This window comes from Mycobacterium sp. DL99 (assembly GCF_004762045.1).
In the GTDB taxonomy this organism is placed as follows: Bacteria; Actinomycetota; Actinomycetes; order Mycobacteriales; family Mycobacteriaceae; genus Mycobacterium.
Genome location: NZ_SJOM01000007.1, coordinates 6,291,958 through 6,317,229, shown reverse-complemented (window position 1 = coordinate 6,317,229; position 25,272 = coordinate 6,291,958). Strand labels below are relative to the sequence as shown.

Annotated in this window: 28 protein-coding genes; 13 read left to right on the top strand and 15 right to left on the bottom strand. The window is 66.4% G+C overall.

What is annotated here, in order from left to right:
- Positions 1-10: 10 nt before the first annotated feature.
- From EYZ64_RS30700 to glgX, 4 genes are all read right to left on the bottom strand, one after another.
- Positions 11-796, bottom strand: coding sequence for an ABC transporter permease (locus EYZ64_RS30700; RefSeq protein WP_135460344.1), 786 nt, complete (start codon positions 794-796; stop codon positions 11-13).
- Between the two features lie 10 nt (positions 797-806).
- Positions 807-1,640, bottom strand: a complete 834-nt coding sequence (locus EYZ64_RS30695; RefSeq protein ID WP_135459509.1) for an ATP-binding cassette domain-containing protein — start codon at positions 1,638-1,640, stop codon at positions 807-809.
- A complete protein-coding gene (locus tag EYZ64_RS30690; protein WP_135459508.1) occupies positions 1,637-2,098 on the bottom strand; it encodes a MarR family winged helix-turn-helix transcriptional regulator in 462 nt (153 codons plus the stop codon). The genes EYZ64_RS30695 and EYZ64_RS30690 overlap by 4 nt, the downstream gene beginning before the upstream one ends.
- Before the next feature lie 301 nt (positions 2,099-2,399).
- The gene (gene glgX, locus EYZ64_RS30685) at positions 2,400-4,517 is read right to left on the bottom strand and encodes a glycogen debranching protein GlgX (protein WP_135460343.1); all 2,118 of its coding nucleotides are present in this window, start codon (positions 4,515-4,517) and stop codon (positions 2,400-2,402) included.
- Between the two features lie 71 nt (positions 4,518-4,588).
- Here glgX and EYZ64_RS30680 point away from each other — a divergent pair, with 71 nt between their 5' ends.
- Positions 4,589-5,404 (top strand): enoyl-CoA hydratase/isomerase family protein, encoded by an 816-nt coding sequence (locus EYZ64_RS30680; RefSeq protein WP_135459507.1) that lies wholly within the window; start codon positions 4,589-4,591, stop codon positions 5,402-5,404.
- Here EYZ64_RS30680 and EYZ64_RS30675 read toward each other — a convergent pair.
- The 7 genes from EYZ64_RS30675 to EYZ64_RS30645 form a co-directional block, all read right to left on the bottom strand.
- Positions 5,397-5,966, bottom strand: coding sequence for an isochorismatase family protein (locus EYZ64_RS30675; protein WP_286175213.1), 570 nt, complete (start codon positions 5,964-5,966; stop codon positions 5,397-5,399). The genes EYZ64_RS30680 and EYZ64_RS30675 overlap by 8 nt on opposite strands.
- 10 nt (positions 5,967-5,976) lie before the next feature.
- Positions 5,977-7,263: a hypothetical protein gene (locus tag EYZ64_RS30670; RefSeq protein WP_135459506.1), complete on the bottom strand. Its 1,287-nt coding sequence runs from the start codon at positions 7,261-7,263 to the stop codon at positions 5,977-5,979.
- Positions 7,260-7,700 carry a hypothetical protein gene (locus EYZ64_RS30665; protein ID WP_135459505.1) on the bottom strand — a complete coding sequence of 147 codons (441 nt, stop codon included), beginning with the start codon at positions 7,698-7,700 and terminating at the stop codon, positions 7,260-7,262. Before EYZ64_RS30665 ends, EYZ64_RS30670 begins: the two co-directional genes overlap by 4 nt.
- Complete coding sequence (locus EYZ64_RS30660) at positions 7,697-7,882, bottom strand: hypothetical protein (protein WP_135459504.1); 186 nt, start codon at positions 7,880-7,882, stop codon at positions 7,697-7,699. The genes EYZ64_RS30665 and EYZ64_RS30660 overlap by 4 nt, the downstream gene beginning before the upstream one ends.
- The gene (locus EYZ64_RS30655) at positions 7,879-9,708 is read right to left on the bottom strand and encodes a hypothetical protein (protein ID WP_167858038.1); all 1,830 of its coding nucleotides are present in this window, start codon (positions 9,706-9,708) and stop codon (positions 7,879-7,881) included. Before EYZ64_RS30655 ends, EYZ64_RS30660 begins: the two co-directional genes overlap by 4 nt.
- 76 nt (positions 9,709-9,784) lie before the next feature.
- Positions 9,785-10,579, bottom strand: a complete 795-nt coding sequence (locus tag EYZ64_RS30650) for a DUF427 domain-containing protein (RefSeq protein WP_135459502.1) — start codon at positions 10,577-10,579, stop codon at positions 9,785-9,787.
- Positions 10,580-10,615: 36 nt separating this feature from the next.
- The gene (locus EYZ64_RS30645; RefSeq protein WP_135460341.1) at positions 10,616-10,894 is read right to left on the bottom strand and encodes a hypothetical protein; all 279 of its coding nucleotides are present in this window, start codon (positions 10,892-10,894) and stop codon (positions 10,616-10,618) included.
- 181 nt (positions 10,895-11,075) lie between these two features.
- Between EYZ64_RS30645 and EYZ64_RS30640 the strand changes: the two genes are divergently transcribed.
- The 4 genes from EYZ64_RS30640 to mmpH all read left to right on the top strand — a co-directional run bounded on the left by EYZ64_RS30640 (position 11,076) and on the right by mmpH (position 14,732).
- Positions 11,076-11,531, top strand: a complete 456-nt coding sequence (locus EYZ64_RS30640) for a PPOX class F420-dependent oxidoreductase (protein WP_135459501.1) — start codon at positions 11,076-11,078, stop codon at positions 11,529-11,531.
- Positions 11,532-11,661: 130 nt separating this feature from the next.
- The gene (gene manT, locus EYZ64_RS30635) at positions 11,662-12,909 is read left to right on the top strand and encodes an MMP alpha-(1->4)-mannosyltransferase (RefSeq protein ID WP_135459500.1); all 1,248 of its coding nucleotides are present in this window, start codon (positions 11,662-11,664) and stop codon (positions 12,907-12,909) included.
- The gene (locus tag EYZ64_RS30630; RefSeq protein ID WP_135459499.1) at positions 12,903-13,640 is read left to right on the top strand and encodes a class I SAM-dependent methyltransferase; all 738 of its coding nucleotides are present in this window, start codon (positions 12,903-12,905) and stop codon (positions 13,638-13,640) included. The genes manT and EYZ64_RS30630 overlap by 7 nt, the downstream gene beginning before the upstream one ends.
- 15 nt (positions 13,641-13,655) lie before the next feature.
- Entirely contained in the window at positions 13,656-14,732 is a 1,077-nt protein-coding gene (mmpH, locus tag EYZ64_RS30625; protein WP_167858214.1) for an MMP endo-(1,4)-3-O-methyl-alpha-D-mannosidase, read from the top strand.
- Here mmpH and EYZ64_RS30620 read toward each other — a convergent pair.
- On the bottom strand, positions 14,729-15,400 hold the full coding sequence (locus EYZ64_RS30620) for a class I SAM-dependent methyltransferase (RefSeq protein WP_135459498.1): 672 nt from the start codon (positions 15,398-15,400) through the stop codon (positions 14,729-14,731). The genes mmpH and EYZ64_RS30620 overlap by 4 nt on opposite strands.
- A gap of 54 nt (positions 15,401-15,454) precedes the next feature.
- Between EYZ64_RS30620 and EYZ64_RS30615 the strand changes: the two genes are divergently transcribed.
- Positions 15,455-16,024 (top strand): TetR/AcrR family transcriptional regulator, encoded by a 570-nt coding sequence (locus EYZ64_RS30615; RefSeq protein ID WP_135459497.1) that lies wholly within the window; start codon positions 15,455-15,457, stop codon positions 16,022-16,024.
- On the opposite strand, the gene EYZ64_RS30610 is transcribed toward EYZ64_RS30615, so the two are convergent.
- On the bottom strand, positions 16,011-16,622 hold the full coding sequence (locus tag EYZ64_RS30610) for a TetR/AcrR family transcriptional regulator (RefSeq protein ID WP_135459496.1): 612 nt from the start codon (positions 16,620-16,622) through the stop codon (positions 16,011-16,013). The genes EYZ64_RS30615 and EYZ64_RS30610 overlap by 14 nt on opposite strands.
- A 92-nt stretch (positions 16,623-16,714) precedes the next feature.
- Between EYZ64_RS30610 and EYZ64_RS30605 the strand changes: the two genes are divergently transcribed.
- Positions 16,715-18,076 carry a cytochrome P450 gene (locus tag EYZ64_RS30605; RefSeq protein ID WP_135459495.1) on the top strand — a complete coding sequence of 454 codons (1,362 nt, stop codon included), beginning with the start codon at positions 16,715-16,717 and terminating at the stop codon, positions 18,074-18,076.
- Between the two features lie 6 nt (positions 18,077-18,082).
- Here the strand turns inward: EYZ64_RS30605 and msrA are convergent, their stop codons facing one another.
- Positions 18,083-18,598 carry a peptide-methionine (S)-S-oxide reductase MsrA gene (gene msrA / locus EYZ64_RS30600; RefSeq protein ID WP_135459494.1) on the bottom strand — a complete coding sequence of 172 codons (516 nt, stop codon included), beginning with the start codon at positions 18,596-18,598 and terminating at the stop codon, positions 18,083-18,085.
- A gap of 35 nt (positions 18,599-18,633) precedes the next feature.
- Here msrA and EYZ64_RS30595 point away from each other — a divergent pair, with 35 nt between their 5' ends.
- The 4 genes from EYZ64_RS30595 (at position 18,634) to EYZ64_RS30580 (ending at position 21,485) form a co-directional block, all read left to right on the top strand.
- Positions 18,634-19,038 (top strand): hypothetical protein, encoded by a 405-nt coding sequence (locus EYZ64_RS30595; protein ID WP_286175209.1) that lies wholly within the window; start codon positions 18,634-18,636, stop codon positions 19,036-19,038.
- A 42-nt stretch (positions 19,039-19,080) separates the two neighbouring features.
- Complete coding sequence (locus tag EYZ64_RS30590; protein ID WP_135459493.1) at positions 19,081-19,590, top strand: nuclear transport factor 2-like protein; 510 nt, start codon at positions 19,081-19,083, stop codon at positions 19,588-19,590.
- Complete coding sequence (locus EYZ64_RS30585; RefSeq protein ID WP_135459492.1) at positions 19,587-20,603, top strand: NAD-dependent epimerase/dehydratase family protein; 1,017 nt, start codon at positions 19,587-19,589, stop codon at positions 20,601-20,603. Before EYZ64_RS30590 ends, EYZ64_RS30585 begins: the two co-directional genes overlap by 4 nt.
- A 63-nt stretch (positions 20,604-20,666) precedes the next feature.
- Positions 20,667-21,485: a class I SAM-dependent methyltransferase gene (locus EYZ64_RS30580; RefSeq protein WP_135459491.1), complete on the top strand. Its 819-nt coding sequence runs from the start codon at positions 20,667-20,669 to the stop codon at positions 21,483-21,485.
- A gap of 3 nt (positions 21,486-21,488) precedes the next feature.
- On the opposite strand, the gene EYZ64_RS30575 is transcribed toward EYZ64_RS30580, so the two are convergent.
- A complete protein-coding gene (locus EYZ64_RS30575) occupies positions 21,489-22,463 on the bottom strand; it encodes a quinone oxidoreductase family protein (RefSeq protein ID WP_135459490.1) in 975 nt (324 codons plus the stop codon).
- 142 nt (positions 22,464-22,605) lie between these two features.
- On the opposite strand from EYZ64_RS30575, the gene EYZ64_RS30570 reads away from it, so the two are divergent.
- Both EYZ64_RS30570 and EYZ64_RS30565 read left to right on the top strand, forming a co-directional pair.
- A complete protein-coding gene (locus EYZ64_RS30570) occupies positions 22,606-23,622 on the top strand; it encodes an AraC family transcriptional regulator (protein ID WP_135459489.1) in 1,017 nt (338 codons plus the stop codon).
- Between the two features lie 262 nt (positions 23,623-23,884).
- Positions 23,885-25,270, top strand: coding sequence for a hypothetical protein (locus tag EYZ64_RS30565; protein ID WP_135459488.1), 1,386 nt, complete (start codon positions 23,885-23,887; stop codon positions 25,268-25,270).
- The last annotated feature ends 2 nt before the right edge of the window (positions 25,271-25,272 follow it).

Below are 25,272 nucleotides of genomic sequence, written 5' to 3'. Positions count from 1 at the left end.
GGGGCTGCTCCTAGCGAACCAGCCGGCGCAACAACGACGAGGCGACGGCCACGCCGACCACGGCGGCCGCGACCAACACACCGATGTCCAGCGCCCAATTGCTCGGAGTCCCGATCAACAACCCACGCAACGCATTGACCTCATAACTGAGCGGGTTGACGGCGGACAGCCAGCGCAGCCAGGTCGGCATGATCTCGACGGGATAGAGCGCATTGGACGCGAAGAACAACGGCATGGTGATGGCCTGGCCGATTCCCATCAGCCGGTCCCGTTTGCGCACTAGCCCGGCCAGCGTCATCGACAGGCAGGCAAAAAACGCCGCACCCAGCGCCACCACGGCCATCGCGGCCAGGATGCGCAGCGGATTGACCGTCATCGCGATCCCCATCAGGTATGCCAGGAGCACGACGCCGAGGACCTGCACCACCGAGCGCACCCCGGCCGCGAACGCCTTGCCCGCCACCAGCGCCGACGCCGGAGCCGGGGTCACCATCAGCTTGGCCAGGATGCCGGCGTCGCGGTCCCAGATGATCTGGATGCCGTAGAAGATCGAGATGAACAGGGCCGACTGGGCGATGATGCCGGGCGCCAGAAAGGCCAGGTAAGGCACGCCGCCGGTGTCGACCAGGTGCAACCGGCTGAACGTCTGGCCGAAGATCAACAGCCACAGCGCGGGCTGCACCATGCGGGTGAACAGCTCGGTCCGGTCGTGGCGCAGTTTCTGCAGTTCGACCAGGGCGAAGGCCGACATCCGCCGGGCCATGGCGCGGACCCGGGCCATTCCGCGCGGGGCCATCACCAGAGCATCAGCTGACACGACGGGCCGTCCTGCGGGTCGCGCGCACCTCGCGCATGCCAGCGGGCCGTTGCCCGGCGTCGGTCAGGTCGGAACCGGCGTAATGGCGGAAGACGTCCTCCAGCGTGGCGTCCTCAGATGCGGTCGCCTTCAATACCCTGGCCTTCAGGTCGGCGGGCGTCCCGAGCGCCTGCAACCGGCCGTGGTGCATCAGGGCCACCCGGTCGCACAGCGCGTCGGCCTCACCCATGTAGTGCGTGGTGAGCAGCACCGTCATCCCGAACTCGGCCTGCATCCGGCCGACCTGGGTCCAGACGCTGTCGCGGGCGATGGGGTCCAGACCGACCGTGGGCTCGTCGAGGATCAGCAGCAGTGGACGATTGACCAGTGCCTGGGCCAGCTCGAGGCGGCGCACCATGCCCCCGGAGTAGGTGCCGGCCACGGCGTCGGCGACGTCGAGCAGTTGCATCGATTCCAGCGCCTGGTTCACCCGATCCCTGCGTTCGGCGCGCGGCACGTCGTACAGGCGTGCGAACAACTCGACGTTCTGTCGGCCGGTCAGGGCGGCCTCGATCGAGAGTTGTTGTGGGACATAGCCGATGTTGTGCCGGATGTCCATGGTGTGCCGGCCGGTGTCGAGGCCGAAGATCCGCACCTCGCCCTGTTGCACCGGCGTCAGGGTGGTCAGCACCCGTACCGCGGTGGTCTTGCCGGCGCCGTTCGGGCCGAGCAGGCCCAGGGTCTCACCGCGATGGACTTGCAGGGTCAGATCGTCGACCGCGGTGAACGTGCCGTAGTGGTGGGTCAGGTGTCTGCAGTCGATGGCCGGGGTCTGCTCGGTCATGCTTCCCCCATTTCGTCCTCGTGGAGCAGCCGGGTCAGTTCGGTCATCACATCCAATCCGTTTGCCAGATCCGTGATCTGGCGGTCGTCGAGCTGTGCCAGCGCGGCCGCCAGCGCGGCCCGGCGGGCGGCCCGCGACTCGTCGGCGATCGCCTGCGCGGGCGGGGTGAGCCGCAGGCGGACGACCCGGCGATCCGCGTCGTCGGTGGTCCGGGTCAGCAGTCCGTCGGCGACCAGACGTGACACCAGCGTGGACGCGGTGTTGGGCACCAGGCTGAGCTCGACGGCCGATTCCCGCACCGAGATGTCCGGCCGGCGCCCGACCAGGCGTAACAGTTCGCCCTGCGACTGGGTCAATCCGGTGGCGTCGAACCCGCCGCCGGTGGACCGGCGCAGCTGTCTGCGGAACCGGCCGACGACCGTGAAGAGCTCGCTGACGAGATCACGCTGGTCCTGCATGCTTCCGACAATACCTCTGTAACAGAGGTATTGCAGGAGAGTGGCGGCCCGATGCGCGCTGAATGAATCAACGTGGTTGAAGTTGGAGGTACGGCGGCAAAGCCGTTCAGATGCCGCAGCCGTGGCCGCAGGGTAGTTGCCGCCGCTCTTCGGCTCGTACCCCCCAGCCCGCCCGGCCGGGGACATCGAAAAAAACGCTCAATGTCTACTTAGGCGGCCACGGCTGCTACATGCTCAAGGTACCAGACTTCCTGGTTAGGGCAGGGACATCCGATCGACGAGCAACTCTTTGAATTGACGCTCAATCTGATTCTGATTGCAGCACCAGGACGGCGCGGGCGTCCACATTCACCGCGTCACCGGCAGCTACCGCACCGCGTGTGGAGTTTGCCGAAGTGCTGATTGCCGGAACCCATCGGGCGCCGAATTGTGCCGGTGGTAAAACAAACTCGATCGGTTCGTAGTGCGCGTTGAAGCACAGCAGGAACGAGTCGTCCACCACGCGCTGGCCCCGGACATCGGGATCGGCGATGCCCTGTCCGTTCAAATACACGGCCACCGAATTGGCGTACCCGGTCTCCCAGTCCTCGGCCGTCATGTCGGAGCCGTCGGGTGCGAACCAGGCGATGTCGGGCGATCCGTCTGTGCCGGCCTCACGTACCGGCCGGCCGTCGAAGAACCTGCGACGCCGGAACACCGGGTGTGCCGCGCGCAGCGCCGACACCGAGCGGGTGAACTCGAGCAGATCGGAATCTGCGGTGGCCCAGTCGATCCAGGAGATGTCATTGTCCTGGCAGTACACGTTGTTGTTGCCGCGCTGCGTGCGTCCCAGCTCATCGCCGTGCGAGAGCATCGGAACGCCTTGGGAGAGCAGCAGAGTGGCCAGGAAGTTGCGCTGCTGGCGGGCGCGCAGCGTATTGATCGCCGGATCGTCCGACGGACCTTCGGCGCCGCAGTTCCACGACTTGTTGTTGCTCTCCCCGTCGCGGTTGTCCTCGCCGTTGGCTTGATTGTGTTTTTCGTTGTAGGACACCAGGTCACGGAGCGTGAAGCCGTCGTGGGCGGTTACGAAGTTGATCGAGGCGAACGGGCGACGGCCGGTCTGCTCATACAGATCGGCCGAGCCGGTCAGCCGATAGGCGAACTCGTCGAGGGTGGCCGGCTCGCCGCGCCAGTAGTCGCGCACGGTGTCGCGGAACTTGCCGTTCCACTCGGTCCACTGCGGCGGGAAGTTGCCCACCTGGTAGCCACCGGGCCCGACGTCCCACGGCTCGGCGATCAACTTGACCTGGCTCACGATCGGATCCTGTTGCACCAGTTCGAAAAACGCGCTCAGTCGGTCGACGTCGTAGAACTCGCGGGCCAGCGTGGCGGCCAGGTCGAAGCGGAACCCGTCGACATGCATCTCCGTGACCCAGTACCGCAACGAGTCCATGATCAGTTGCAGTGAATGGGGATGGCCGACGTTGAGACTGTTGCCGGTGCCGGTGTAGTCCATGTAGTACTGCTTGTCTTTGTCGACCAGCCGGTAGTAGGCGGCGTTGTCGATACCGCGCATCGACAGCGTCGGCCCCAGGTGGTTGCCCTCGGCCGTGTGGTTGTAGACGACGTCGAGGATCACCTCGATGTCGTTGGCGTGCAGTTCGCGCACCATGGCCTTGAATTCCTGGACGTGACCGCCAGGGGTGCCGGCCGAACTGTAGCGGGGGTCGGGTGCCAGGAACCCGATCGTGTTGTAGCCCCAGTAGTTCGACAAACCCTTCTCGACGAGCGTGGAGTCATCCACGAAATGGTGCACCGGCATCAGCTCGACGGCGTTGACCCGCAACGCTTTCAGATGCTCGATGATCACCGGGTGGGCGACGGCGGCGTAGGTTCCGCGCAACTGCTCGGGGATGTCCGGGTGGGTCTGGGTGAGTCCCTTGACGTGCGCTTCGTAGATGACGGTGTCGGCGTACTCGTGACTGGGCGGGTGGTCGACGCCCCAGTCGAAGTAGGGGTTGATCACCACGGCCTTCGGCATGCCGGCCGCTGAATCGTCGTCGTTGCGGGTGTCCGGGTCGTCGAAGTTGTAGGAGAACAGCGGCTGGCCCCAGTCGAAGGCACCTTCGATGGCCTTGGCGTACGGGTCCAGCACGAACTTGTTCGGATTGCAGCGCTTACCGGACGCCGGGTCGTAGGGGCCGTGCACCCGGTAGCCGTAGCGCTGGCCGGGCTCGATCCCGGGAATGAAACCGTGCCAGACGAATCCATCCACCTCGGGCAGCGTCACCCGGGTCTCCTGCAGCGCCCCGGATTCGTCCGGGTCGAACAGGCACAGCTCGACACGGTCGGCGACCTCACTGAACAACGCGAAGTTGGTGCCCGAGCCGTCGTAGGTGGCACCGAGTGGGTAGGCCTTGCCCCGCCACGTTTCCAAGGTCACAAATCGACCATACGGCGCTCGGGGGCCTGTGGCCGGGCGTACGAGCGGGCGGTACGTTACCAGCTGTGACCACACGCTCTGAGCTGCCGGAGTACCGGACCCTGCGCGTGACAGTCGATAAGTCCGTTGCCATCATCACGTTGGACCGCCCGCAGCAACGCAATGCCTTCGGTGGCGGGATGCGCGAGGAACTGGCCGACGCCTACCTGCGGTGCGACGCCGGCGACGCGATCCGCGTGATCGTGCTGACCGGTGCCCCGCCCGCGTTCTGCGCGGGCGCAGACCTGGGCGCGGGGGAGCAGACCTTCACCGAGCCCGGCCAGGAATTCAGCGCCGCGGGCCTGGCCGTGCCGGCGTGGACTCTCGGCAAGCCGGTGATCGCCGCGGTCAACGGACACGCCATCGGCATCGGCCTGACTCTCGCATTGCAGTGCGACATCCGGTTTTTCGCCGCCGATGCACGTTACGGCGTGGTGCAGGCCCGGCGCGGCATGGTCGGCGACGCGTACTCGCACTGGATCCTGCCCCGGCTGGTGGGTCTCGCCAACGCCGCGGAGATCCTGTTGACCGGAGCCACATTCGACGGGCACCGCGCCGTCGAACTCGGCCTGGGCAGCCGGGTGCTGCCGGCCGACCAGGTGCTGCCCGCCGCACTGGAACTCGCGCACGACATCGCGGTCAACACCGCGCCGATGTCGGTCGCGGCCAGCAAGCGGCTGCTGTGGGATTCGTATGACCTCGACCGGGCCGGTGTCGGCGCCCGGGAGACCGAGATCCACCTGCGCTTGATGGCGCACGACGATGCACGCGAAGGGGTGCGTGCCTACGTCGAGCGTCGGGAGCCGCGCTGGACAGGCCGGCCCGTCGACCCGACTAGCTGATTTCCACTCCGGCGCTGCGAAGTTCATCGATTGCCGCAGTGGAGCTCTCAGGTGCGACGCCGGCGGTCAGGCCGGTCAGCACGCGCGTGCGCAGCCCGGCCTTGACCGCGTCAGCAGCGGTGGCCGCGACACAGTAGTCGGTGGCGATGCCCACCACGTCCACCGCCTCGACGCCCCGCCGGCGCAGCCAGTCCGCAAGCGTCGTCCCGGAGTCGTCGACGCCCTCGAATCCGCTGTAGGCCGCCGAGTGGTGGCCCTTCTTGAACACCGCCTCGATCGCAGCCGGATCGAATTCGGGATGGAATGCCGCCCCCGGCGTATCGGCCACGCAGTGCCGCGGCCACGACGTCTTGTAGTCGGGGGTGTCGGAGAAATGCCCACCCGGGTCGATGTGGAAGTCCTTGGTGGCCACCACGTGGTCGTACCCGTGATCGGTGGCCAACAGAGCGGTGACGTCGCGCGCCACCGCAGCCCCACCGGCGACCGCCAGCGAGCCGCCTTCACAGAAGTCGCTCTGTACATCGACGACGATGAGTGCCCGAGTCTGCTTGGACATCTGCATGATCCCGACGCTACCCGCCGAACAGCAGGTACAACCCGGTGAAGGTGTAGCCGACCATCACCAGCATCGTCGCGAGCTGGCCGGTGAGCTGGTGTTGTTTCGGCAGCAGGAGCAGTGCCCGGTCGTGTGCCGCGATCACGCCGGCGACGTGACCGGCCAGCACGAATCCGACCTTCAGACTGGCCAAAAGCGTTGGGTGCACGGACAAGAAGTAGCTGACCTGCACATCCTGCAGTCCGAACAGCAGGATCACCGTCTGCTGGCCGCGCTCCACCAGATAGGACAGGTAGTGCGCGAACACGTAGCCGATGACGATGGGGATCAGCGAATGCGCCATCAGCCCGGGCAATTCGCGGCGCAGCCGGCGATCGACCCCGCCGGTGGTGCGGGTGGCGGCCCAGAACGTGACGGCCACCGTGGTGGCGAACACCAGTAGACCCGCGGTGCGGATCAGGCTGGAGCCCAGCGGGGATCCGGCGTGCGCGTCGACGAAGTTGCGCCACTGAGGCATGGCCGAGAAGCTGTCGAACGCCGTGGATCCCAACAGGACCGCCAGCACGGCGACGAGCCCCGGTCGCACCGGCATCGAGGGCAGGTGATCGAAAGGATTGCCGAGCACGATCCGACCGTCATGGCGGCGCAACGGCGACAGTCTCGAAGCAACCGTGCTGTACACCTCGAACGGGTCGGCACTTTCCAGCCAGCGCTGCCCGCAGCACAATGCGCCGGCCAGAGTCACCGCCAGGTAGACCAACAGCCAGTTACGAATGGCCGCAACCGATCCCGAGTCCGGACTGGCCAGTTCCAACCACACGAAGGCGAACAGCCCCGCGGCGGCCGGCCAGTAACCCAGCCGCTCGGGATAGCGCCACGGGGCCGCCTCGGGCAGGAACCGGTACAGCGCGCGGACAGGAGAGATCAGCCGCCACACCGGGCCCAACAACAGGGAGGCAGCGACGAGTCCCACCCACAGCAGGACATAGAAGACACCCGGCAGCGGATTGGCGCCCACCGGCCGGGTTATTGCGGTGTAGGCCACCCACCCGGTGAGGGCGAGTGAGAGCAGGCCCACCACCCAGCGCGTCACGGTGGAGTCGACGGCCGTCGTCACCCAGGACGGCAGTGGCAGGCCCGGTTTGTCCGGATCGAATCTGGGCTGTCGCCAGGCCAGTGCCACCACCGCGAAGGTGAACGTCAGCGTCCACGCCGCGCCGATCAGCGCGTAGGTGTAGGGGATCGGAAGATCGGTCGAACCGCCCAGGCCATGGGCCAGTACCGCGGTCGACCGGGGCGTCACTGCTGCACTTGCACGCTGGCGATCGTGCGGTTCAGCTGATGCAACTCGATGTCGACGGTGCCGGGTACATCGACGGTGAACTGGAACTGCTGGCCGTTACGCGGCTCGATCTTGAAGCTGTGCTCGGGATTGGAGTGCACATGCAGCTCATCGGCGGCGTCGCTGTTCACCCGCACCACGATGGGCTGGCCGACCTTGCCCTGCAGCGGCTGGTTGGTCGGGGTGACCTCGCCGCCCTTGATGGTGACGTCGATCAGCAGCCGGGTGGGCGCCTGCTGCTGGTTGGTCATGTCCGACGGATTGACCGTGGTGGCCGTGGGAGTGGCCGAACCGGCTGAGCCGTCGGTCTTCTGAGTCTCGTCGGAGCCGCCGCAACCGGCCGTCACCAGGGCGAGGGCGGACGCCAGGACGATGACACTGCATTTGAGGTTGATCACGGTGAACCATCTTCGCCTGAGGAGTCCACCGATTCATCTCGAGGAGATTCGCTGCCCGCATTCTGACGGCGGTCCCGCATGGCGACGTACACCACGACGCCCACCACGACGAGTGCCGGAGCGAAGGCCGGCAATGCCAGCAGCAACGTGTGGTCGGCCTGGTACTGGATCAGATACGTCATGGGAGCCCGGCGGGTTCACGTCCCGCGGCCAGCTCCCTGGCATTGATCCGCCCGGCACCCCAGGTCAACCCCGCGATCAGGATCAGCGTGCACACCAGGACCACCAGCGAAGCCACGTTGTACAGCCAGGACGGGTGGTTGAGGTTGCGTTCGCGCTGCAGGATCGTGATCTCCTGCACGAACTCACGGGTGCTCGTCGTCAGTGCCGGCGTCTCGCTGGCACCGATACCCGGATCGGCGGGCAGGAAGATCGGCACGCCGGCCATGGTGGTCCCGTCCTGCACGCGCAGCAGGGTCTTCCATTTTCCGGACACCGGGATGGGCTGCGTCGACCGGTAGTGACCCGGACCGACCTTCTCCAACGGGTTGATCACCAGACCGCGATCGTTGGCCAGACCGCCCTGCCACGCCAGGACCGACACCCACTCCGGGTTGTCGCTGACCAGGCCGGCCGGGGTGATCTGCACGTCCGCCGAGGTCATGCGCTGTCCGTCGTGAGCCGGGAGATCCGTCAAAGTGATGGTGGCGCTGGCATTTTGCGGAACCTCGGTGCGCAGCCCGTTGGCCACCGCACCGCCGATCACCAGCACGGTGGCCACCACGATGGAGATGCCCATCGCGGGCCGGGGGAGCGGCTGACCGGTGAGCACCAGCGCCAGCAGCGCGCCGCACAGGCCCATCGCGACGGCCACCGGGATCGCCATGGCCAGCGCCTCACCCCACATGCTCGTCGGCCACGGGTAGTGATAGACCGCACCGATCCACAACGATTCCAGCCACAGTCCGACGGTCGCCACGCCGAGACCGGCCACCGCGCCAAAAAGGATGGGCCGCTTGACAAGCGGGGTCAATGCGATGAGTTCGACCACCAGCGCCGGGCCGAGGTAGAGCGCGAACCAGCTCGTCGGTGCACCGAGTACCGGGCCGACGATGAAGGCCACGGCCCCGCGCAGGGCTATCGCGAACCCGGCGGCGATCAAGGCCGCGCCCGGGCCGAGTACCAGCCGCGCCGCGACCGCGGCCAGCGCCGCCGCACCCGCGATCATCATCGGCTGCAGCACCAGCCGGAACTGCTCCACACCGAAGTCGTATTCGATCTGGAACACCGAGAGCCCGATGAACAGGCCGCCGAACGACAGGAAGTAGAGGAACTTGTTGAACTTGCTGTCCTCACCCACGCTGTCCGGGCCCATCGCGACCCGGCCCTCGTGCTCCAGCAGCAGCACGGCGATCAGTGACAACCCCGCACCGCCGATCAGCATCAAATGGGTTGGGCCCCAGAGGGTGACGTCCTGGCCGAAGATGCGGTGCCAGATGTCGTCGAGGGGGAACCCGATGAGGGCGTACAGCCCGCACAGCGCCATCAGGACTCCGCCGACAGGGGCGTACCAGGTGCGGGTGATCCGGATGGCGGCCGGGCCGGGCTTGTCGTAGGGCAGCACGATGGCCATCGAGCCGGCGATGAAAAGCAGGAACAGCCCGATCAGGATGAAGTAGTGCGCGGGGTTGGCCAGCGGTCCGGCGTCACGTCCCTTGCCGATGTGCAGGCTGACGTCCCAGATGAAACCGAACAGAGCGCAGATGATGGTCGCGGTGAACAGGAACACCTGCAACGCGACCCACGGTGGCCGGTGGAACTTGCGGCCCAGCCATTCGGCGAAGTTGTTCAGCCAGGTGATGCGCCGGTTGCGGTGCAGGTACCCGATCCACAGGAGTGCGACGGTGACGATCAGGGCGACCACCGACATGCCGATCACCTGATCGAGCGCGGCGCCACCGCCTTCAGTCCCGGCGGCCGCGGTGATCGTGACATCCGATGAGCCCATCATGACCTCCGGTCAACTGACAGTGCTGTCGGAGACAGATGTTGCCAGAACCGGGCGGCCCCAAACAGGGCTTCCGTCAGGACCAGGGGGTGACGGGACGATCCATGCGCTCACCGTCGACGAACACGTCGACCCGCTCGTCGAAGAAGCAGATGTGGTCGCGGACCTGCACCGCGTCGATCAGCGGCTCGTGATAGGACCAGGCCAGATTGGCAGGACCACCGGGCAGTGAATAGTAGGTGGCCCGTCCCTTGTACGCGCAGTACGTGACGGTGTTGCTCACGTCGAGAACAGCGGTCAGATCTGCGCGCGGAAGATAGTGGCGGGTGGGCAGGCCGGTCTCGAATAACAGCATGGGACTGGAGGATTCGGCCAGCACCTGCCCGTCGAGCTCGATGCGGATGTGCCGTCGGCTGCGCCGGATGTCGATCCGGTGGAACGGATCGTGCGGGTGCGCGACGATCGGCTCGTCTTCCTCGCGCCATTCGAAGGTCGCGAAGTCCAGGATCAGGTAGTCGGCCAACTCCGGATCGTCTGGCCGGAACGCCGCGGCGGCGCCGGTTTCGTCACCGGCGATGACGTCGAAAGCCGTCCCCGGACACGTGTGCGCGGTGAACGGCACCGATGGGTCCAGGAACCCGGGGATCTCGTCGTCACCCACATCCCCGCCGGCCGGAACCAGTTGTGCCGTCAGTGCCGAACGCGGCACCGCATACGTCGGGACCACCCGCCGCGGCTCCCAGATCAGGACCGCCTCACCGGTGTCGGCGACCGGCTCGCCGCCCAGACAGATCCGAATTCGTTTGGCAGTGGGCTGGTATCGCAGGGCATCCAGCTTGCTGCCCAGCAGATCCTCCATTTTCACTGCCATCCGGTCATTATCGACTCCGATGGCAGTGCCTGTCTGCTACTTGACGTCGACGTACACCGTGCGTGTGGTGACGGCGCTCAGCGTGTCGGTGCGGCTGAAGTTCGGCCCGGGCCGTACGGCGACGACGGAAGCCTGATCCAGCGGTGACGATCCCAGGCGGTTGACGATCACGGTGTAGCCCTGGGACTGAAGTTGTCTGATCGTCTTCTCGGCATTGCTGGGGCCACTGGGTGCGGCCGCGGCGATGCCGGCCGATCCGATGACCACGGCCGCCAGACCACCGACGGCGGCGGTGATGATTCGTGACTTTCCGATCGTGTTTCGCACTGGAGCGTCCGTCCTGTTCTGGTTCGCGGCATTTCGACATGCTGCGGTATGTCCGGTAGAACCGGCAGCTCAGAAGCTTTAGTTCCGCTGGCAGAAATTGATCGACTCAATGACCGGATCTGGGTGAAGACAGCGAAATTGGCGGCCCTGCGGCTACTAATGTCGAGGCATGGCCCGGAAATACGCGACCGCCGAGACCGTGGGTATCGACGAACTCCTGGACTTCGTGCGCCCGAGACATCACATGGTGCTCACCACGTTCCGCGCCGACGGCTCGCTGCAGACCTCACCGGTGACGGGCGGGGTGGACGAGCGGGGTCGCATCGTGATCGCCAGCTATCCGCAACGGGCGAAGGCCGTCAACCTCCGGCGCACGCCCCGGGCCAGCGTGACGGTGCTGTCCGAGGAGTTCAACGGCGCGTATGTGCAAGTCGACGGCGACGCCGAGGTGATCGGACTGCCCGACGCGGTGGAGCCGCTGGTCGATTACTTCCGCGCGGTCGCCGGTGAACACCCCGATTGGGATGAGTACCGGCAGGCGATGGTGGATCAGGGCAAGTGCCTGATCCGGATCACGCCGGTGCGTTGGGGTCCCGTTGCCACCGGGGGCTTCCCTCCGGCTTAGCCGCTGGCCGACGCGTTGCGTTGGCTAGCAGGTCAAACTATAGTCTGGACACATGTCCAGAGGGTTCGGAGTCGACGCGTGAGCGTGTATTCCCAGCTCAGCACGATTCCGGCCGTCGGGTGATCTGATTATGCGTATCGCGTTGCTGTCCTATCGGAGCAAGACTCATTGCGGTGGTCAGGGTGTCTACGTGCGCTATCTGAGCCGCGGGCTCGCCGAACTGGGCCACGACGTCGAGGTGTTCTCCGGCCAGCCGTATCCCGAAGGCCTGGACCCGCGGGTCAAGCTGACCAAGGTTCCGAGCCTGGACCTCTACCGTGAGCCGGACCCGTTCCGCGTGCCCAAGCCCAGCGAGATCCGCGACGGTATCGACGCCCTGGAACTGGCCACGATGTGGAGCGCCGGCTTCCCGGAGCCCCGGACGTTCACGATGCGCGTGGCCCGGATCCTGGCCGACCGCCGCGACGAGTTCGACGTGGTCCACGACAACCAGAGCCTGGGCTCGGCGCTGCTGAAGATCGCCGGCCTCGGCCTGCCGGTCGTGGCCACCGTGCACCACCCGATCACCCGCGACCGGGTGGTCGAGATCGCCGCCGCCAAGTGGTGGCGCAAGCCGCTGGTGCGGCGCTGGTACGGGTTCGCCGAGATGCAGAAGAAGGTGGCTCGCAAGATCCCCGAGCTGCTCACCGTGTCGTCGTCCTCGGCCGCCGACATCGCCGAGGACTTCGGGGTGACACCGGATCAGCTGCACATCGTGCCGCTGGGCGTGGACACCGAACTGTTCAAGCCCGCCGAGCACCGGGTGAGCGGACGCATCATCGCGATCGCCAGTGCCGACGTTCCGCTCAAGGGCGTCAGCCATCTGCTCCATGCAGTGGCCCGGCTGCGGGTGGCACGTGACCTCGACGTGCAGTTGGTGTCCAAGCTCGAGCCGAACGGGCCGACCGAGAAACTCATTGCCGAGCTTGGCATTTCCGATATCGTGCACAGCTCCAGCGGGCTGAGCGACGAGGAACTCGCCGCGCTGCTGGCCTCCGCCGAGGTGGCGTGCATCCCGTCGCTGTACGAGGGGTTCTCACTGCCGGCCGTGGAAGCCATGGCCAGTGGCACCCCGATCGTGGCGAGTCGCGCGGGAGCACTGCCCGAGGTGGTCGGTGACGACGGCGCCTGCGCCCGGTTGGTGCGCCCGGCCGACGTCGACGAGTTGACCGCGGTGCTCGGCGAACTGCTCGACTCCCCGTCGGAGCGCCGCAAGCTCGGCGCCGCCGGGCGGCAGCGGGCGCTCGACGTGTTCAGTTGGGAATCGGTTGCCGCGCAGACGGTATCGGTGTACGAGATGGCCCGTGAGCGGGTAGGGAAGAAGGGGGCGTCATGCTGACCGTCGATTTCGACCGTCTCGGTGTCGGACCGGGCACCACGGTGATCGACGTCGGCTGCGGCGCGGGCCGGCACACGTTCGAGGCCTACCGGCGCGGAGCGAACGTCGTCGGCTTCGACCAGAGTGCGTCCGATCTCAACGATGTCGACACGATGCTGCAGGCCATGCGGGAAGCGGGCGAGGTTCCGCTGTCGGCCAAGGGCGAGGCCGTCAAGGGTGACGCGCTCGACCTTCCGTATCCCGACGCCAGCTTCGACTGCGTGATCGCCTCGGAGATCCTGGAGCACGTGCCGGAGGACGACCGGGCCATCGCCGAGTTAGTGCGTGTCCTCAAACCCGGTGGCGCGCTGGCCATCACCGTGCCGCGCTGGCTTCCGGAGAAGGTGTGCTGGCTGCTGTCGGACGAGTACCACGCCAACGAGGGCGGACACATCCGCATCTACAAAGCCGACGAGCTGCGCGACAAGGTACTGGCGCACGGGCTCAAGCTCACGCATACGCACCACGAGCATGCGCTGCACTCGCCGTACTGGTGGCTCAAATGTCTTGTCGGCACCGAGAAGAACGACCACTTCGCGGTCAAGGCCTATCACCAGCTGCTGGTGTGGGACATGATGGGACGGCCCTGGCTCACCCGCACCACCGAGTCGCTGCTGAACCCGGTGATCGGCAAGAGCGTCGCGCTCTACTTCCGCAAGCCAGAATTCCGCGCGCCGGAAACGAACGGGTAGGCCCGGGCGGTGCTAGTGCCTGAGATCCCCGGTGTGCCCGGAGTTTTGACGCCGGACGACTGCCTGCAGACAGCGCGATCGATTGCCGCGACCCAGGAATCCTCGGGGGCGTTGCCGTGGTTCGACGGCGGCCACACCGACCCGTGGGATCACGTGGAAAACGCCATGGCGTTGACCGTGGCCGGGCTGATCGAACCGGCCCGCGCGGCATTCGACTGGTGCCGCACCGTGCAGCGCGCCGACGGGTCCTGGCCGATCCAGCTGCGCAACGGTGTCATCGAGGATGCCAACAGTGACAGCAACTTCTGCGCCTACGTGGCCACCGGCGTCTGGCACCACGTGCTGATCACCGGGGACCGGGCCTTCGCCGAGTTGATGTGGCCGGTGGTGACCCAGGCTCTCGACTTCGTACTGGGCCTGCAGGCCGCCGGCGGTGAGATCTACTGGGCAGCAAGCCCGTCCGGCCCGGTTGAAGAGGCGCTGCTGACCGGCTGCGCCAGCGTGTACCACAGCATCCGGTGCGGACTTGCGCTCGCCGACTACCTCGACGACCCCCAGCCGGAATGGGAGGTCGCTGTCGGGCGTCTCGGCCACGCGATCGCCGCTCATCCGGAGGCGTTCTCCGCCAAGGACACCCACGCGATGGAGTGGTACTACCCCGTGCTCGGCGGCGCCCTGAGTGGGGCGGCCGCGCAAGCCCGGATCGACGACCGTTGGAACGACTTCGTGGTGCCCGGGCTGGGCATCCGGTGCGTGGACCACCGGCCCTGGGTTACCGGCGCGGAGACCTGTGAGCTGGTGATGGCCCTGGACGCGATCGGTGACACCCGACGGGCCCGCGAGCAGTTCGCGGCCATGCAGCACCTGCGCGAGGACGACGGATCCTATTGGACCGGACTGGTTTTCGCCGACGGCAAACGCTGGCCCGAGGAACGCACCACCTGGACCGGCGCCGCCATGATCCTGGCCGCCGACGCGCTGTCGTCGACCACCGCGGCCAGCGGCATCTTCCGAGGCGTTGGACTGCCGCGCGGCCTGGAGGGCGAGTACGACTGCGAGTGTGTGGCGGGCCGCAACGCCGGCGACCGCTAGTCCAGCTGCCCCGGCTCGCCGGAGGTCCGCTGGAGCACCCGCATCGAACCCATTGCGGCGACCTCGTCGAAGGCGCCGGTCGCCAGTGCGCGCTGGTAGATGTGGAACGGCGCCTGGCCGCCGTCATCGGGATCGGGGAACACGTCGTGGATGATCAGCGCACCGCCCACCTCGACCCAGCGGGCCCAGCCGTCGAAGTCCCGCTGCGCGGCCTCCTCGGTATGGCCGCCGTCGATGAACAACAGCCGCAACGGCATTCGCCATCCGCGGGCCACTACGGGTGACTTTCCGACCACGGCCACCACATGCTCGTCCAGGCCGGCGGCGTCCAGCGTGTGGCGCATCGTGGGCAGGGTGTCGAACAGTCCGGTCACCGGATCGACCATGGTGGTGTCGTGGTACTCCCAGCCGACCTGATGCTCCTCCGAGCCGTGGTGATGGTCGACGGTGTACAGCACTGAGTCCGTCTCCTGTGCGGCCGCGCCCAGCATCACCGTCGACTTGCCGCAGTAGGTGCCGATCTCGACCCCGATCCCGCCGTCGAGGTAACGCACGCCCGCGTCATAGAGGGCGCGGCCCTCATCGGCCGGCATGAAGCCGGTGACCTGCTCGGCGAGGGCGAACAGGCGCTCGGCGCGGGGCGGCAGGGCGGTGTCAGCGGTGCTCATGAATGCACAACCTACCGTTGCTGGCGAATGGTTGTTGTAGTAGCGTCCGGACACGTGTCTGATGCCGCTCTGGAGTCGACGCGTCGCCGCCTGAGTGCCAGGCAGGCCGACACTGTGGAACGCCTGGGGCAGGCCGCGTTGCAGTTGATCATCCGGGACGGATTCGCCGGGCTGACCGTGCGCCGTGTGGCTGCCGAGGCCGGGGTCGGGGCGGCGACGGCCTACACCTACTTCTCCTCCAAGGAGCACCTCGTGGCCGAGGTGTTCTGGCGCCGGCTCTCGGCCGCGCCGCCGGCCGCTCACGAGTCGGCCGACCCGGCTACCCGGGTGGTCGAGGTGTTGCAGCACATCGCATCTCTGGTGGCCGATGAACCCGAGTTCGCCGGGGCGGTGACCAACGCGCTGCTCGGTAAGGATCCGGATGTCGAGGCGCTGCGACAGCGCATCGGCGGCGACATCCGTGGTCGGCTGGCCGCCGCGCTCGGGCCCGATGTGGACGCCGATGTCATCGAATCGCTGGAGATGTTGTACTCCGGTGCGCTGGTGCGCGCCGGTATGGGCTATCAGAAATATCCGGATATCGCTCGGCGACTGGAGAAGTCGGCCCGGCTCATCCTGCGCTGACGGTTGTCCCGCCCAGGATGGCCATCGACGCGGCCACCGCGGGACCGTAGATGTCGTGGATGTCGCCGCCGTCCTCGACGATCAGCGCGGTCAATTCGCGAAGGCCGCCCAGCAAGATGATGGCCATCGGCTCGGTGAGCCGGGGCAGTCCGGCGCGCCGGAAGCCGGCGCTGCCGCTCAGTTCGATCAGCAGATCGGTCAGATCCCGCAGGGCTTCGCGCTGCAGCGGGCGGGCCCTGCTGCCCAGCGCGGGCAGTTCGCGGATCCAGCTCAGCGTGATCGCCGGGGCGGATGCGATGTGGTCGACATAGGCGCCGACGGCCTGTCCGATCTGATCGGGCCAGGTTGCCTCGGGGTCGACGGCGGCCTGGATGCCGTCGACGAGGACGGCATTGTTGGCGCGCAACAGCTCGAGGAAGCCGTCTTCCTTGGTCCCGAACTGGTCGTAGAACGTGCGCTTCGAGGTACGGGCGTGGCGGACGATGTCGGCCACCGTCGTCTCGCGATAGCCCTTGTCGTTGATCGCCGCGGCGAGCCCGTCGAGCAGCCGCAGCCGGTAGGTGTCGGCGGGAGATTCGGCATGGCTGAGTGCGGTCATCGTGGCTGACCCCCTTGCGTTGCCTGGTACCTGGGGGTACCGTACCCCATAACCGATGGTACCGCGCGGTACCAGTACTTGCTGGAGATGGTATGACCGAGCTCGTAGCTGCTGAGAAGACCACCGAAGACCCGACCGGGAGCGCCGCGCCGGGCCGGGTACCGCCACCCGCGCGCGTTCCGAAGCCGTTGCAGGCCATCGGCTTCGCACTGGCCAGACGCTGGGTGGTCAAGCAGGTCGCCCGCCGGCAGGGCGACGTGTTCAGCCTCAAGCTCCCGATCTTCGGTCCCACCGTGATGATCGCCGATGCCCAGCTGGCCAAGCAGCTCTTCGCCGCCAACACCGACGACGTCGGCAACATCCAGCCCAACCTGAGCCGCATCCTCGGCTCCGGATCGGTGTTCGCCCTCGACGGCACCGATCACCGTCGCCGTCGCAAGCTGCTCACCCCGCCGTTCCACGGCAAGAGCATCAGGAACTATGAGCGGATTTTCGAAGAGGAGACGCTGCGGGAAACGGCGAGCTGGCCCGAGGGGCAGCAGTTCGAGACGCTCGAACCGATGATGCGGATCACGCTCAACGCGATCCTGCGCGCGGTGTTCGGCGCCGATGGTGAACAACTCGACGAGTTGCGCCGCATCATCCCGCCCTGGGTCACCCTGGGCTCGCGGCTGGTGGTGGTGCCGACCCCGGCCCGGACATTCGGCCGGTTCAGCCCGTGGGGCCGGCTCGCCTCGTACCGTCGACGCTACGACGCCGTCATCGACCGGCTGATCGACCGGGTCGAAGCCGACCCCGACTTCGACCGGCGCGACGACATCCTGGCGCTGCTGTTGCGCAGCACGTACGAGGACGGATCGGCCATGTCCCGCAAGGACATCGGTGACGAGCTGCTGACCCTGCTGGCCGCAGGCCACGAGACCACGGCCTCGACCCTGGGCTGGGCCTTCGAGCGGATCAGCCGTCATGCACAGGTGCTGTCCGAACTGGTGGCCGAGGCTGCCTCCGACAACAACGAATACCGTCAAGCCACCATCCTGGAGGTGCAACGCAACCGCACGGTCATCGACTTTGCCGGCCGTCACGTCTACGCACCGTCAATCCGCCTGGGGGAGTGGGAGATTCCGCGTGGGCACTCGATCATTGTGGCCATCTCGCAGATCCAGGAGGCCGAAAAGGAGTTCACCGATCCGGACCGGTTCGACCCGCAGCGATTCGTCGGGAACCGGCCGGGCCTGGGTTGGCTGCCGTACGGCGGCGGCACCCGGCGCTGCGTCGGGGCGGTGTTCGCCAACGTAGAGATGGATGTGGTGCTGCGAACGGTGCTGCGCCACTTCGTCATCGAGACCACCACCGCGCCGGGAGAGAAGGTGCACTCCCGCGGCGTGGCCTACACCCCCGCGGCGGGCGGGCGCATCGTCGTGCACCGTCGCGCCACACCGCTGGGGGCCTGACCGGCCCTACTGGCTCGCGGTCTGCCGCTTGGGCAGCTTCCAGCCCGCGCGCGGGAAGTGGCAGGTGTACCCGTTCGGGTAATGCACCAGGTAGTCCTGGTGCTCGGGCTCGGCCTCCCAGAAGTCGCTCGCCGGGGTCACCTCGGTGACCACCTTGCCCGGCCACAGTCCCGACGCGTCCACATCGGCGATGGTGTCCAGCGCGACGCGCTTCTGCTCGTCATCGAGGTAGAAGATCGCCGACCGGTAGCTGGTGCCGGCGTCATTGCCCTGCCGGTCCTTGGTGGACGGATCGTGGATCTGGAAGAAGAACTCCAGCAGTGCGCGGAAGTCGGTCTGCGTCGGGTCATAGACGATCTCGACGGCCTCCGCGTGGCCCGGATGATTGCGGTACGTCGGATGGTCGTTGCGGCCGCCGGTGTAGCCCACTCGGGTGGAGACCACGCCGGGCTGCTTGCGGATGAGGTCCTGCATGCCCCAGAAGCAGCCGCCCGCGAGGATCGCTGTCGAATAGTTGCCCATGTGCCCCATTGTGCTCCGTGATTACCGTGGTGGTCATGCGTGTAGTTGCAACCGCCGCGCTCGCCGGTTTACTCCTGCTGGCCGGATGCCCCACCGCGGCGGCCGAACCGGCTCAGGTCGCGGTGCCTGAGGTGCCGCCCGATCCCGCGCGCACCCTGTTCACCGACAACCCCGCGATCGTCGATCCCCACCTGACTTCGATCGAATCCTTCAGCCGCGACCAGGACCGCCTGTCGGTCAACTTCACCGCCGGTACCCCGGATTGCTTCGGAGTCCACCTGGTCACGCAGGAGACCGCCGACACGGTCACGATCGAGCTTCGCGGCGGAACGCCACCGGAGTCCGTCGGCCGCATGTGTATCGCCCTCGCGGTGCGCGGCACCGCGGAGGTCGCCCTGCAGGCCCCGCTGGGTTCCCGGCCGGTGCTGGCAGTGCAGTGACAGGTCTCGACAAAGACCGGTAGAACGTGTTCTAGTTTTGGGGTGACGAGCAGCCCTTTCAGCCGCGAGGAACTCGCCGCTGCCTTCGAAACGTTCGAGCAGACCGTCGACCGGGCCGCGCAGACCAAGAACTGGGATGTGTGGGCCGACCATTACACCGTCGACGTCGACTACATCGAGCACGCCGTGGGCACAATGAAGGGCCGCGAGCAGGTGCGGCCGTGGATCTGGAAGACCATGACCACCTTCCCCGGCAGCTACATGACGTCGTTCCCGTCGCTGTGGTCGGTGATCGACGAGCCCACCGGACGCATCATCTGCGAACTGGACAACCCCATGCGCGACCCGGGTGACGGCACCATCATCACCGCCACCAACATCTCGATCCTGACCTACGCCGGCGACGGCCTGTGGTCCCGTCAGGAAGACGTCTACAACCCCCTGCGGTTCGCTTCCGCGGCCCGCAAGTGGTGCCGCAAGGCCGCCGAACTCGGCACGTTGACCGAGGAGGCCGAGGCGTGGTTGAAGAAGTTCGGGGGCGGGGCGCAGTGAGCGCCAAACTGGTCATCGGGGCCAACGGCTTCCTGGGCTCGCACGTGCTGCGGCAACTGGTCGCTGCTGATGACGGGTCCGAGATCCGGGCGATGGTGCGGCCGAACGCCAGCACCATTGGGATCGATGACCTGCCGGTCAAGCGAGTGCTCGGCGATGTCTTCGACACCGAGGCCCTGCGCGAGGCGATGGCCGGTTGCGACGTCGTCTACCACTGCGTCGTCGACGCCCGTGGTTGGTTGCGCGACCCGGCACCGCTGTTCCGTACCAACGTCGAGGGCACCCGCAATGTGCTCGACGTGGCTGTTGAGTTCCCCGAATTACGAAAGTTCGTCTACACCAGCAGTTACGTCACCGTCGGCCGCAAGCGCGGAAAGCGCTCCACCGAAGCCGACGTCGTCGACGTGTGCAAGGTGACGCCCTACGTGCGGTCGCGGGTGCAGGCCGAAGATCTGGTGCTGCAATACGCGCGTGAGCGTGGTGTGCCCGCCGTCGCGATGTGCGTGTCGACCACCTACGGCAGCGGCGACTGGGGCCGGACCCCGCACGGCGCGATCATCGCCGGCGCCGCGTTCGGCAAGCTGCCGTTCGTGATGAGCGGGATCGACCTGGAAGCCGTCGGAATCGACGATGCGGCCAAGGCCATGCTCCTGGCCGCCGACCGGGGCACCCCGGGAGAGCGTTACCTGATCTCGGAGAAGATGATCAGCAACGCCGACGTGGCGCGCCTGGCCGCCGAGGCCGCCGGTGTCGCGCCGCCGCAGCGGTCGATTCCGCTGCCGGTGTCCTATGCGCTGGCCGCGGCGGGCACTATCAAGGGCAAGCTGCGTGGCACCGATGAGCGTTTGTCACTGGAATCCCTGCGACTCATGCGGGCCGAAGCCGAGCTCGATCACTCCAAGGCGGTACGTGAACTCGGTTGGCAGCCAAGGCCTGTCGAGGAGTCGATCGCCGAGGCTGCGAAGTTCTGGGTGGGTCTGCGCGCCGCCAAACGTGCGCGCAACGGCAGCTGAACACCACGCCGACAGGTGTTAAGCCACTGGGCGGCAAGCGTATTGCGGCCTAACCTGGCGAATATGACCGACAAGCTGAAAGTCGACCTGTCCGGAGCACCCCAGACCATGTTGGCGACGTTCTACGCCAAGGCGCTCGACGCCGGCATGCCCAACCCGATCCTGGGCGATCGGATGGCGAAAGAGATCGCCGACCGCATCGACTATGACTGGAGCCGTACTTCGATCACCGAGGCGACGTCACCGTCGGTGACGACTCGCAGCGCGCACTTCGACCGCTGGACCCGCCAGTTCCTGGCCGTGCACCCCGAGGCCGTCGTGCTGCATCTGGGCTGCGGCCTGGACGGCCGGTTCTTCCGGCTGCAGCCGGGACCCGGTGTCGAGTGGTACGACATCGACTACCCCGAAGTCGCGCACCTGCGCGAGCAGCTCTACCCGTCGGCCGAGCACTATCACGTGGTGGCCGCCTCGGTGACCGACCCGGCCTGGCTGCGCGACATCCCGGCCGACCGGCCGACCCTGATGATCGGTGAGGGGCTGACGATGTACCTCACCGAACACGACGGGGTGGCGCTGCTACGGCGCATCGTCGACGGGTTTCCTTCCGGGGAACTGCAATTCGATGCGTTCAACACCTTCGGCATCAAATCGCAGTGGAGCAACACCGTGGTGCGCCGATCCGGAGCCAAGCTGCATTGGGCCGTCGACAAGCCGGAGGACATCTTGCGCGCGGTACCGGGCACCCGGCTGTTGGCCTGGACCTCGCCCTTCGAAGACAAGGTGTTCAACACACTGCCCTGGTACTACCGGATGATGCTGGCCATCATGAGGCCGGTGCCGGTGCTGCGGTACATGGCGCAGTATCACCGCTACGCATTCTGAGCGTCAGGGAACCAGAACCGACGAGCCGATGCTGCGGCCCGACTCGAGTTCGCGGTGTGCGTGCGCGGCCTCGCTGAGGGGATATCGCTGGTTGATCTTGACCGCGATCCGGCCACTGGCGACATGCCCGAAGAACTCTCCGGCAAGCTCTTCACGTTCGGCGAGGTCGGCGATGTAGTCGGCCAGGGCGGGGCGGGTGACGAACAGTGATCCCTTGGCGGCCAACTGCATTGCGTCGATCGGCGGAATCGGACCCGACGCGGTGCCGAAGCAGACGAGGAGGCCCCGCCGCGCGAGACAGTCGATGGAACTGTCGAAAGTGGCGGCGCCGACGCTGTCATAGACGACGGGTACGCCGCGCCCGTCGGTCAGCTCGCGTACCCGATCAACAAGGTTCTCCCGGGTGTGCACGATCACCTCGTCGCAGCCGTGCGCCCGGGCCACCGATGCCTTCTCGTCCGAAGACACACTGCCAATCACCTTGATACCCAACAGATGTGCCCACTGGCAGAACAACAGCCCGACACCGCCGGCCGCGGCATGGAGCAGAACGGTGTCGCCGGACCGAAGCGGATAGATGCGTCTCAGGAGGTATGCGGCGGTCAATCCGCGCATCGTCGATGCCGCAGCGGTGTCGAAATCGACGTCATCGGGTAGAGCGATCAGATGCTCAGCGGGCATCACTCGTTCGGTGCTGTAAGCGCCCAACGGGCTTCCGGTGTAGGTAACTCGGTCGCCAGGGACGACATCTTGGACGTCTGCGCCTACGGCTTCGACGACACCAGCGGCCTCGACTCCGATGCCTGACGGGAGTGCTGCCGGGTACAGGCCGGTCCGGAAATAAGTATCCGCGAAGTTGAGACCCACCGTCACGTGACGAATCTTTACCTGGCCGGGACCGGGGTCGCCGACAGCGACATTTTCCCAGCGCAGCACCTCTGGGCCGCCCGTCTCAGTGAATCGCACACCGTACGCCACCAGCTAGAACCCTTCCGCCGCCGCGTCCTTCCCGCGCTCATCGCCGGCTGCCAGGTGCCGATCCAGCTTTGACGATAGACCGGGGGTGGGTGGTAATACTTATCCCCAAGAGACATCTTTCTGATCATTTGGAGTCGTCGGCATGGAAAATCGTGAGCCCCTCGCGCGGTACGCCGCGTTCAATGGGTTCCTGGACCTCGCCGGCGAGATCGGGGTGGATGTCGAAGAGCTGTTCGCGCGATCCGGGCTCGATCCGATGGGCATGAGTCAGCCGGACCGGTGGGTCTCGGCCAGGGCGGTCGCCGATGTGTTCGAAGATGCAGCGGCATCTTCGGAGAGCGACGACGTCGGATTGCGTCTGGCTGAGAACCGGCACCTGGCTAATCTCGGACCACTGAGCCTGGTGATCAGGGACGAACCGCTTCTGCGCGACGCGATGCAGACCCTCATCCGGTACAACCACATGTACAACGAAGCTCTCCAAATTCGAGTGGTCGAGGCCGACGAGGTCACCACGATCCGCCTCGAGCTGAACATCGGAACCGGAAGGCCGCCAAGGCAATCCATCGAATTGGTTGCCGGATCTTTGGTCGGGATACTGTCCGATCTCGCGGGAGATCACTGGCACCCGGTGGCCACCTGCTTCAGCCATCCCCGGCCGTCGGACACGGGGCGGCATCGCCGAATGCTCGGCGACAATGTGAGCTTCGACTGCGATTTCAACGGCATCGTCCTGCGTTCGGCCGACCTCGACGCCAGGAACGTCCTGGCGGATCCGAAGTTTCTGCCCTACGCCCAACAACTCCTCAACCCGAGGAGTGACCCGACGGACGCCGTCATCGTCTCTCGCACACGTGAAGTCATCGAGCTGCTGTTGCCTGCAGGGCGGTGCTCGATCGACCACGTGGCACGAAGCCTCGGTACCAACCGCCGAACTCTGCACCGTCAACTCCAAAGCGCCGGAACGACATTCACCGAGCTGCTCGATACCACCCGCGTCGACCTCGTCAAACACCTCCTGACCAATCCCAACAACTCGCTCACCGACATCTCGGTCATGCTCATGTTCTCCACGCCGGGGAACTTCACCCGCTGGTTCCGGCAGCGGTTCGGCGTCGCGCCCCGTACGTGGCGGCAACAGCGGGCCGCCCTGAATTGACCGGTGCGAGTCATCGAGTTTGCTGGGAACTGAGGTTGGAGCGAGCGATCGGCCCATAGGTCGGCGCCGGCCGCTGAGCGGCATCCGCGCCCAGATATGGCGAGTCTTTCCGAAATCAATTTTCGCTGACATTTTCAGCCGCCTGACCTGCCAATATGCGCAATGGCGCAGATCGCATTCCTGGATCCAAGTGTTACCGACCGGTAACTAGGGAGTATGTTGTCCCGGTCACATCCCCCCTCGGTCGGCAAGGAGCCGCTCAATGTACGTAGCTGTTCGACCCAACAGTTCAGGTCAACGCAACTCCAAGGGCCTCGCCCTGGTCGGCGCAACTGCTATCGCCGCAGCATCCATCGGGTTGATGCCGCAGACGGCTCAGCTCCCTGATCCCGTCAAGATGAGCACCGCAGCCACGCAGCTTGTGGCGCAGGTGAATCCGTTTGAGACCCTGATCGAGGCGCTGCAGGTGACCGCTGCCAATGTGCAGACCGTCGCCAACAACTGGCAGGCCCGGCCGGCCCCACTCGTGCAACAGGTTGCCGCCAACTGGCTGAACTACGCCCAGATCATCACCAAGTCGATGACTTCCGAGATCACCACCATTGACCGGATCGGGGGCCAACTGACCGACCCTGCCTTCGTTGATGCGCTCCTCAGCAACCTGCAGCAGGGCAATATCAAGGCGGCGTGGACCTCGATCTTCAGCAAGCTGGTCTCCGCCGGATTCCTGTTGATCACACCGCTGACGAACATCGCCAACATCCCGGCGTACATGCTGACGAACATGTCCGCAGCGGTAAAGGTGCTGGCCGGCAGCGGTTTGAGCGCGGTCGGTACTGCGGCGCTTTCCGCATTCCTCGGCGCTGGGACGGCGATTGCTGACGGGCTGCAGGGTGCGGTCGACTCCGCCAAGGAGGGTGATGCGCTGGGTGTTCTGGAGAATGTGGCAAACATTCCCGGCCTGATGGTGGGCGATGTGCTGAACAACCCGACCGGGGGGCTCATGAGCCCGACCGGACTTCTCGGCCAGCTCACCACCCGCATTCCTCAGCTGATCGCGGCAGGCATCGTGGCGCCCGGAGCGCAGAACATTTTCAAGGGTGGAACCTTGGACGCGGGGTTCGCCTCCCTGACGGATAGCGTCAACAAGCTTGTCGCCGCGATCGGTGCCGGACTGGGTGTTCCGGCCGGCGCAACGGCCACGCTGGACACCGTGTCGGCTCCCAAGGCCCTCACCGCCAAGGCTCCCGCCGCCAACGCACCGCCGGATCCGGCATCGGTGCCCTCACTGACAACGTCAGCGACCAATGCGGTGACGCTCAACGTCAAGGCCGATACCGCCACCGACGCCGCGCCGGGCGTTGTCGCCAAGCTCGCAGCGGACCCGACGGACGATGCTGTCACCGTCAAATCGCCTGTCGCGAAGGTTGATTCGCCGGTGTCCGGTGCGGTTCGGTCGGCGCTCAAGCCAAACGTCAGTGAGACGCCGTCCAGCAAGTTGGCAGCCAAGTTGAAGGACACGGTGACGGCCAAGCTGAAGGGCAAGGCCGGTGACCGCACCGACTCCCCGGCTTCGGGCGCGTCGAACAAGAAGCCGGGCGGCACGGGTCGGGCCTCCGGGTCGCACGACAGCAACGACAGCAAGTAGTC

Excerpts from the sequence above, each read along its gene's own strand:
- EYZ64_RS30700 (WP_135460344.1), bottom strand. The coding sequence starts at position 796 with ATGGCCCCGCGCGGAATGGCCCGGGTCCGCGCCATGGCCCGGCGGATG.
- EYZ64_RS30695 (WP_135459509.1), bottom strand. The coding sequence starts at position 1,640 with ATGACCGAGCAGACCCCGGCCATCGACTGCAGACACCTGACCCACCAC.
- EYZ64_RS30690 (WP_135459508.1), bottom strand. The coding sequence starts at position 2,098 with ATGCAGGACCAGCGTGATCTCGTCAGCGAGCTCTTCACGGTCGTCGGC.
- EYZ64_RS30675 (WP_286175213.1), bottom strand. The coding sequence starts at position 5,966 with ATGCAGATGTCCAAGCAGACTCGGGCACTCATCGTCGTCGATGTACAG.
- EYZ64_RS30660 (WP_135459504.1), bottom strand. The coding sequence starts at position 7,882 with ATGACGTATCTGATCCAGTACCAGGCCGACCACACGTTGCTGCTGGCA.
- EYZ64_RS30655 (WP_167858038.1), bottom strand. The coding sequence starts at position 9,708 with ATGGGCTCATCGGATGTCACGATCACCGCGGCCGCCGGGACTGAAGGC.
- EYZ64_RS30650 (WP_135459502.1), bottom strand. The coding sequence starts at position 10,579 with ATGGCAGTGAAAATGGAGGATCTGCTGGGCAGCAAGCTGGATGCCCTG.
- EYZ64_RS30640 (WP_135459501.1), top strand. The coding sequence starts at position 11,076 with ATGGCCCGGAAATACGCGACCGCCGAGACCGTGGGTATCGACGAACTC.
- manT (WP_135459500.1), top strand. The coding sequence starts at position 11,662 with ATGCGTATCGCGTTGCTGTCCTATCGGAGCAAGACTCATTGCGGTGGT.
- EYZ64_RS30630 (WP_135459499.1), top strand. The coding sequence starts at position 12,903 with ATGCTGACCGTCGATTTCGACCGTCTCGGTGTCGGACCGGGCACCACG.
- EYZ64_RS30620 (WP_135459498.1), bottom strand. The coding sequence starts at position 15,400 with ATGAGCACCGCTGACACCGCCCTGCCGCCCCGCGCCGAGCGCCTGTTC.
- EYZ64_RS30610 (WP_135459496.1), bottom strand. The coding sequence starts at position 16,622 with ATGACCGCACTCAGCCATGCCGAATCTCCCGCCGACACCTACCGGCTG.
- EYZ64_RS30605 (WP_135459495.1), top strand. The coding sequence starts at position 16,715 with ATGACCGAGCTCGTAGCTGCTGAGAAGACCACCGAAGACCCGACCGGG.
- msrA (WP_135459494.1), bottom strand. The coding sequence starts at position 18,598 with ATGGGCAACTATTCGACAGCGATCCTCGCGGGCGGCTGCTTCTGGGGC.
- EYZ64_RS30595 (WP_286175209.1), top strand. The coding sequence starts at position 18,634 with ATGCGTGTAGTTGCAACCGCCGCGCTCGCCGGTTTACTCCTGCTGGCC.
- EYZ64_RS30580 (WP_135459491.1), top strand. The coding sequence starts at position 20,667 with ATGACCGACAAGCTGAAAGTCGACCTGTCCGGAGCACCCCAGACCATG.
- EYZ64_RS30570 (WP_135459489.1), top strand. The coding sequence starts at position 22,606 with ATGGAAAATCGTGAGCCCCTCGCGCGGTACGCCGCGTTCAATGGGTTC.
- EYZ64_RS30565 (WP_135459488.1), top strand. The coding sequence starts at position 23,885 with ATGTACGTAGCTGTTCGACCCAACAGTTCAGGTCAACGCAACTCCAAG.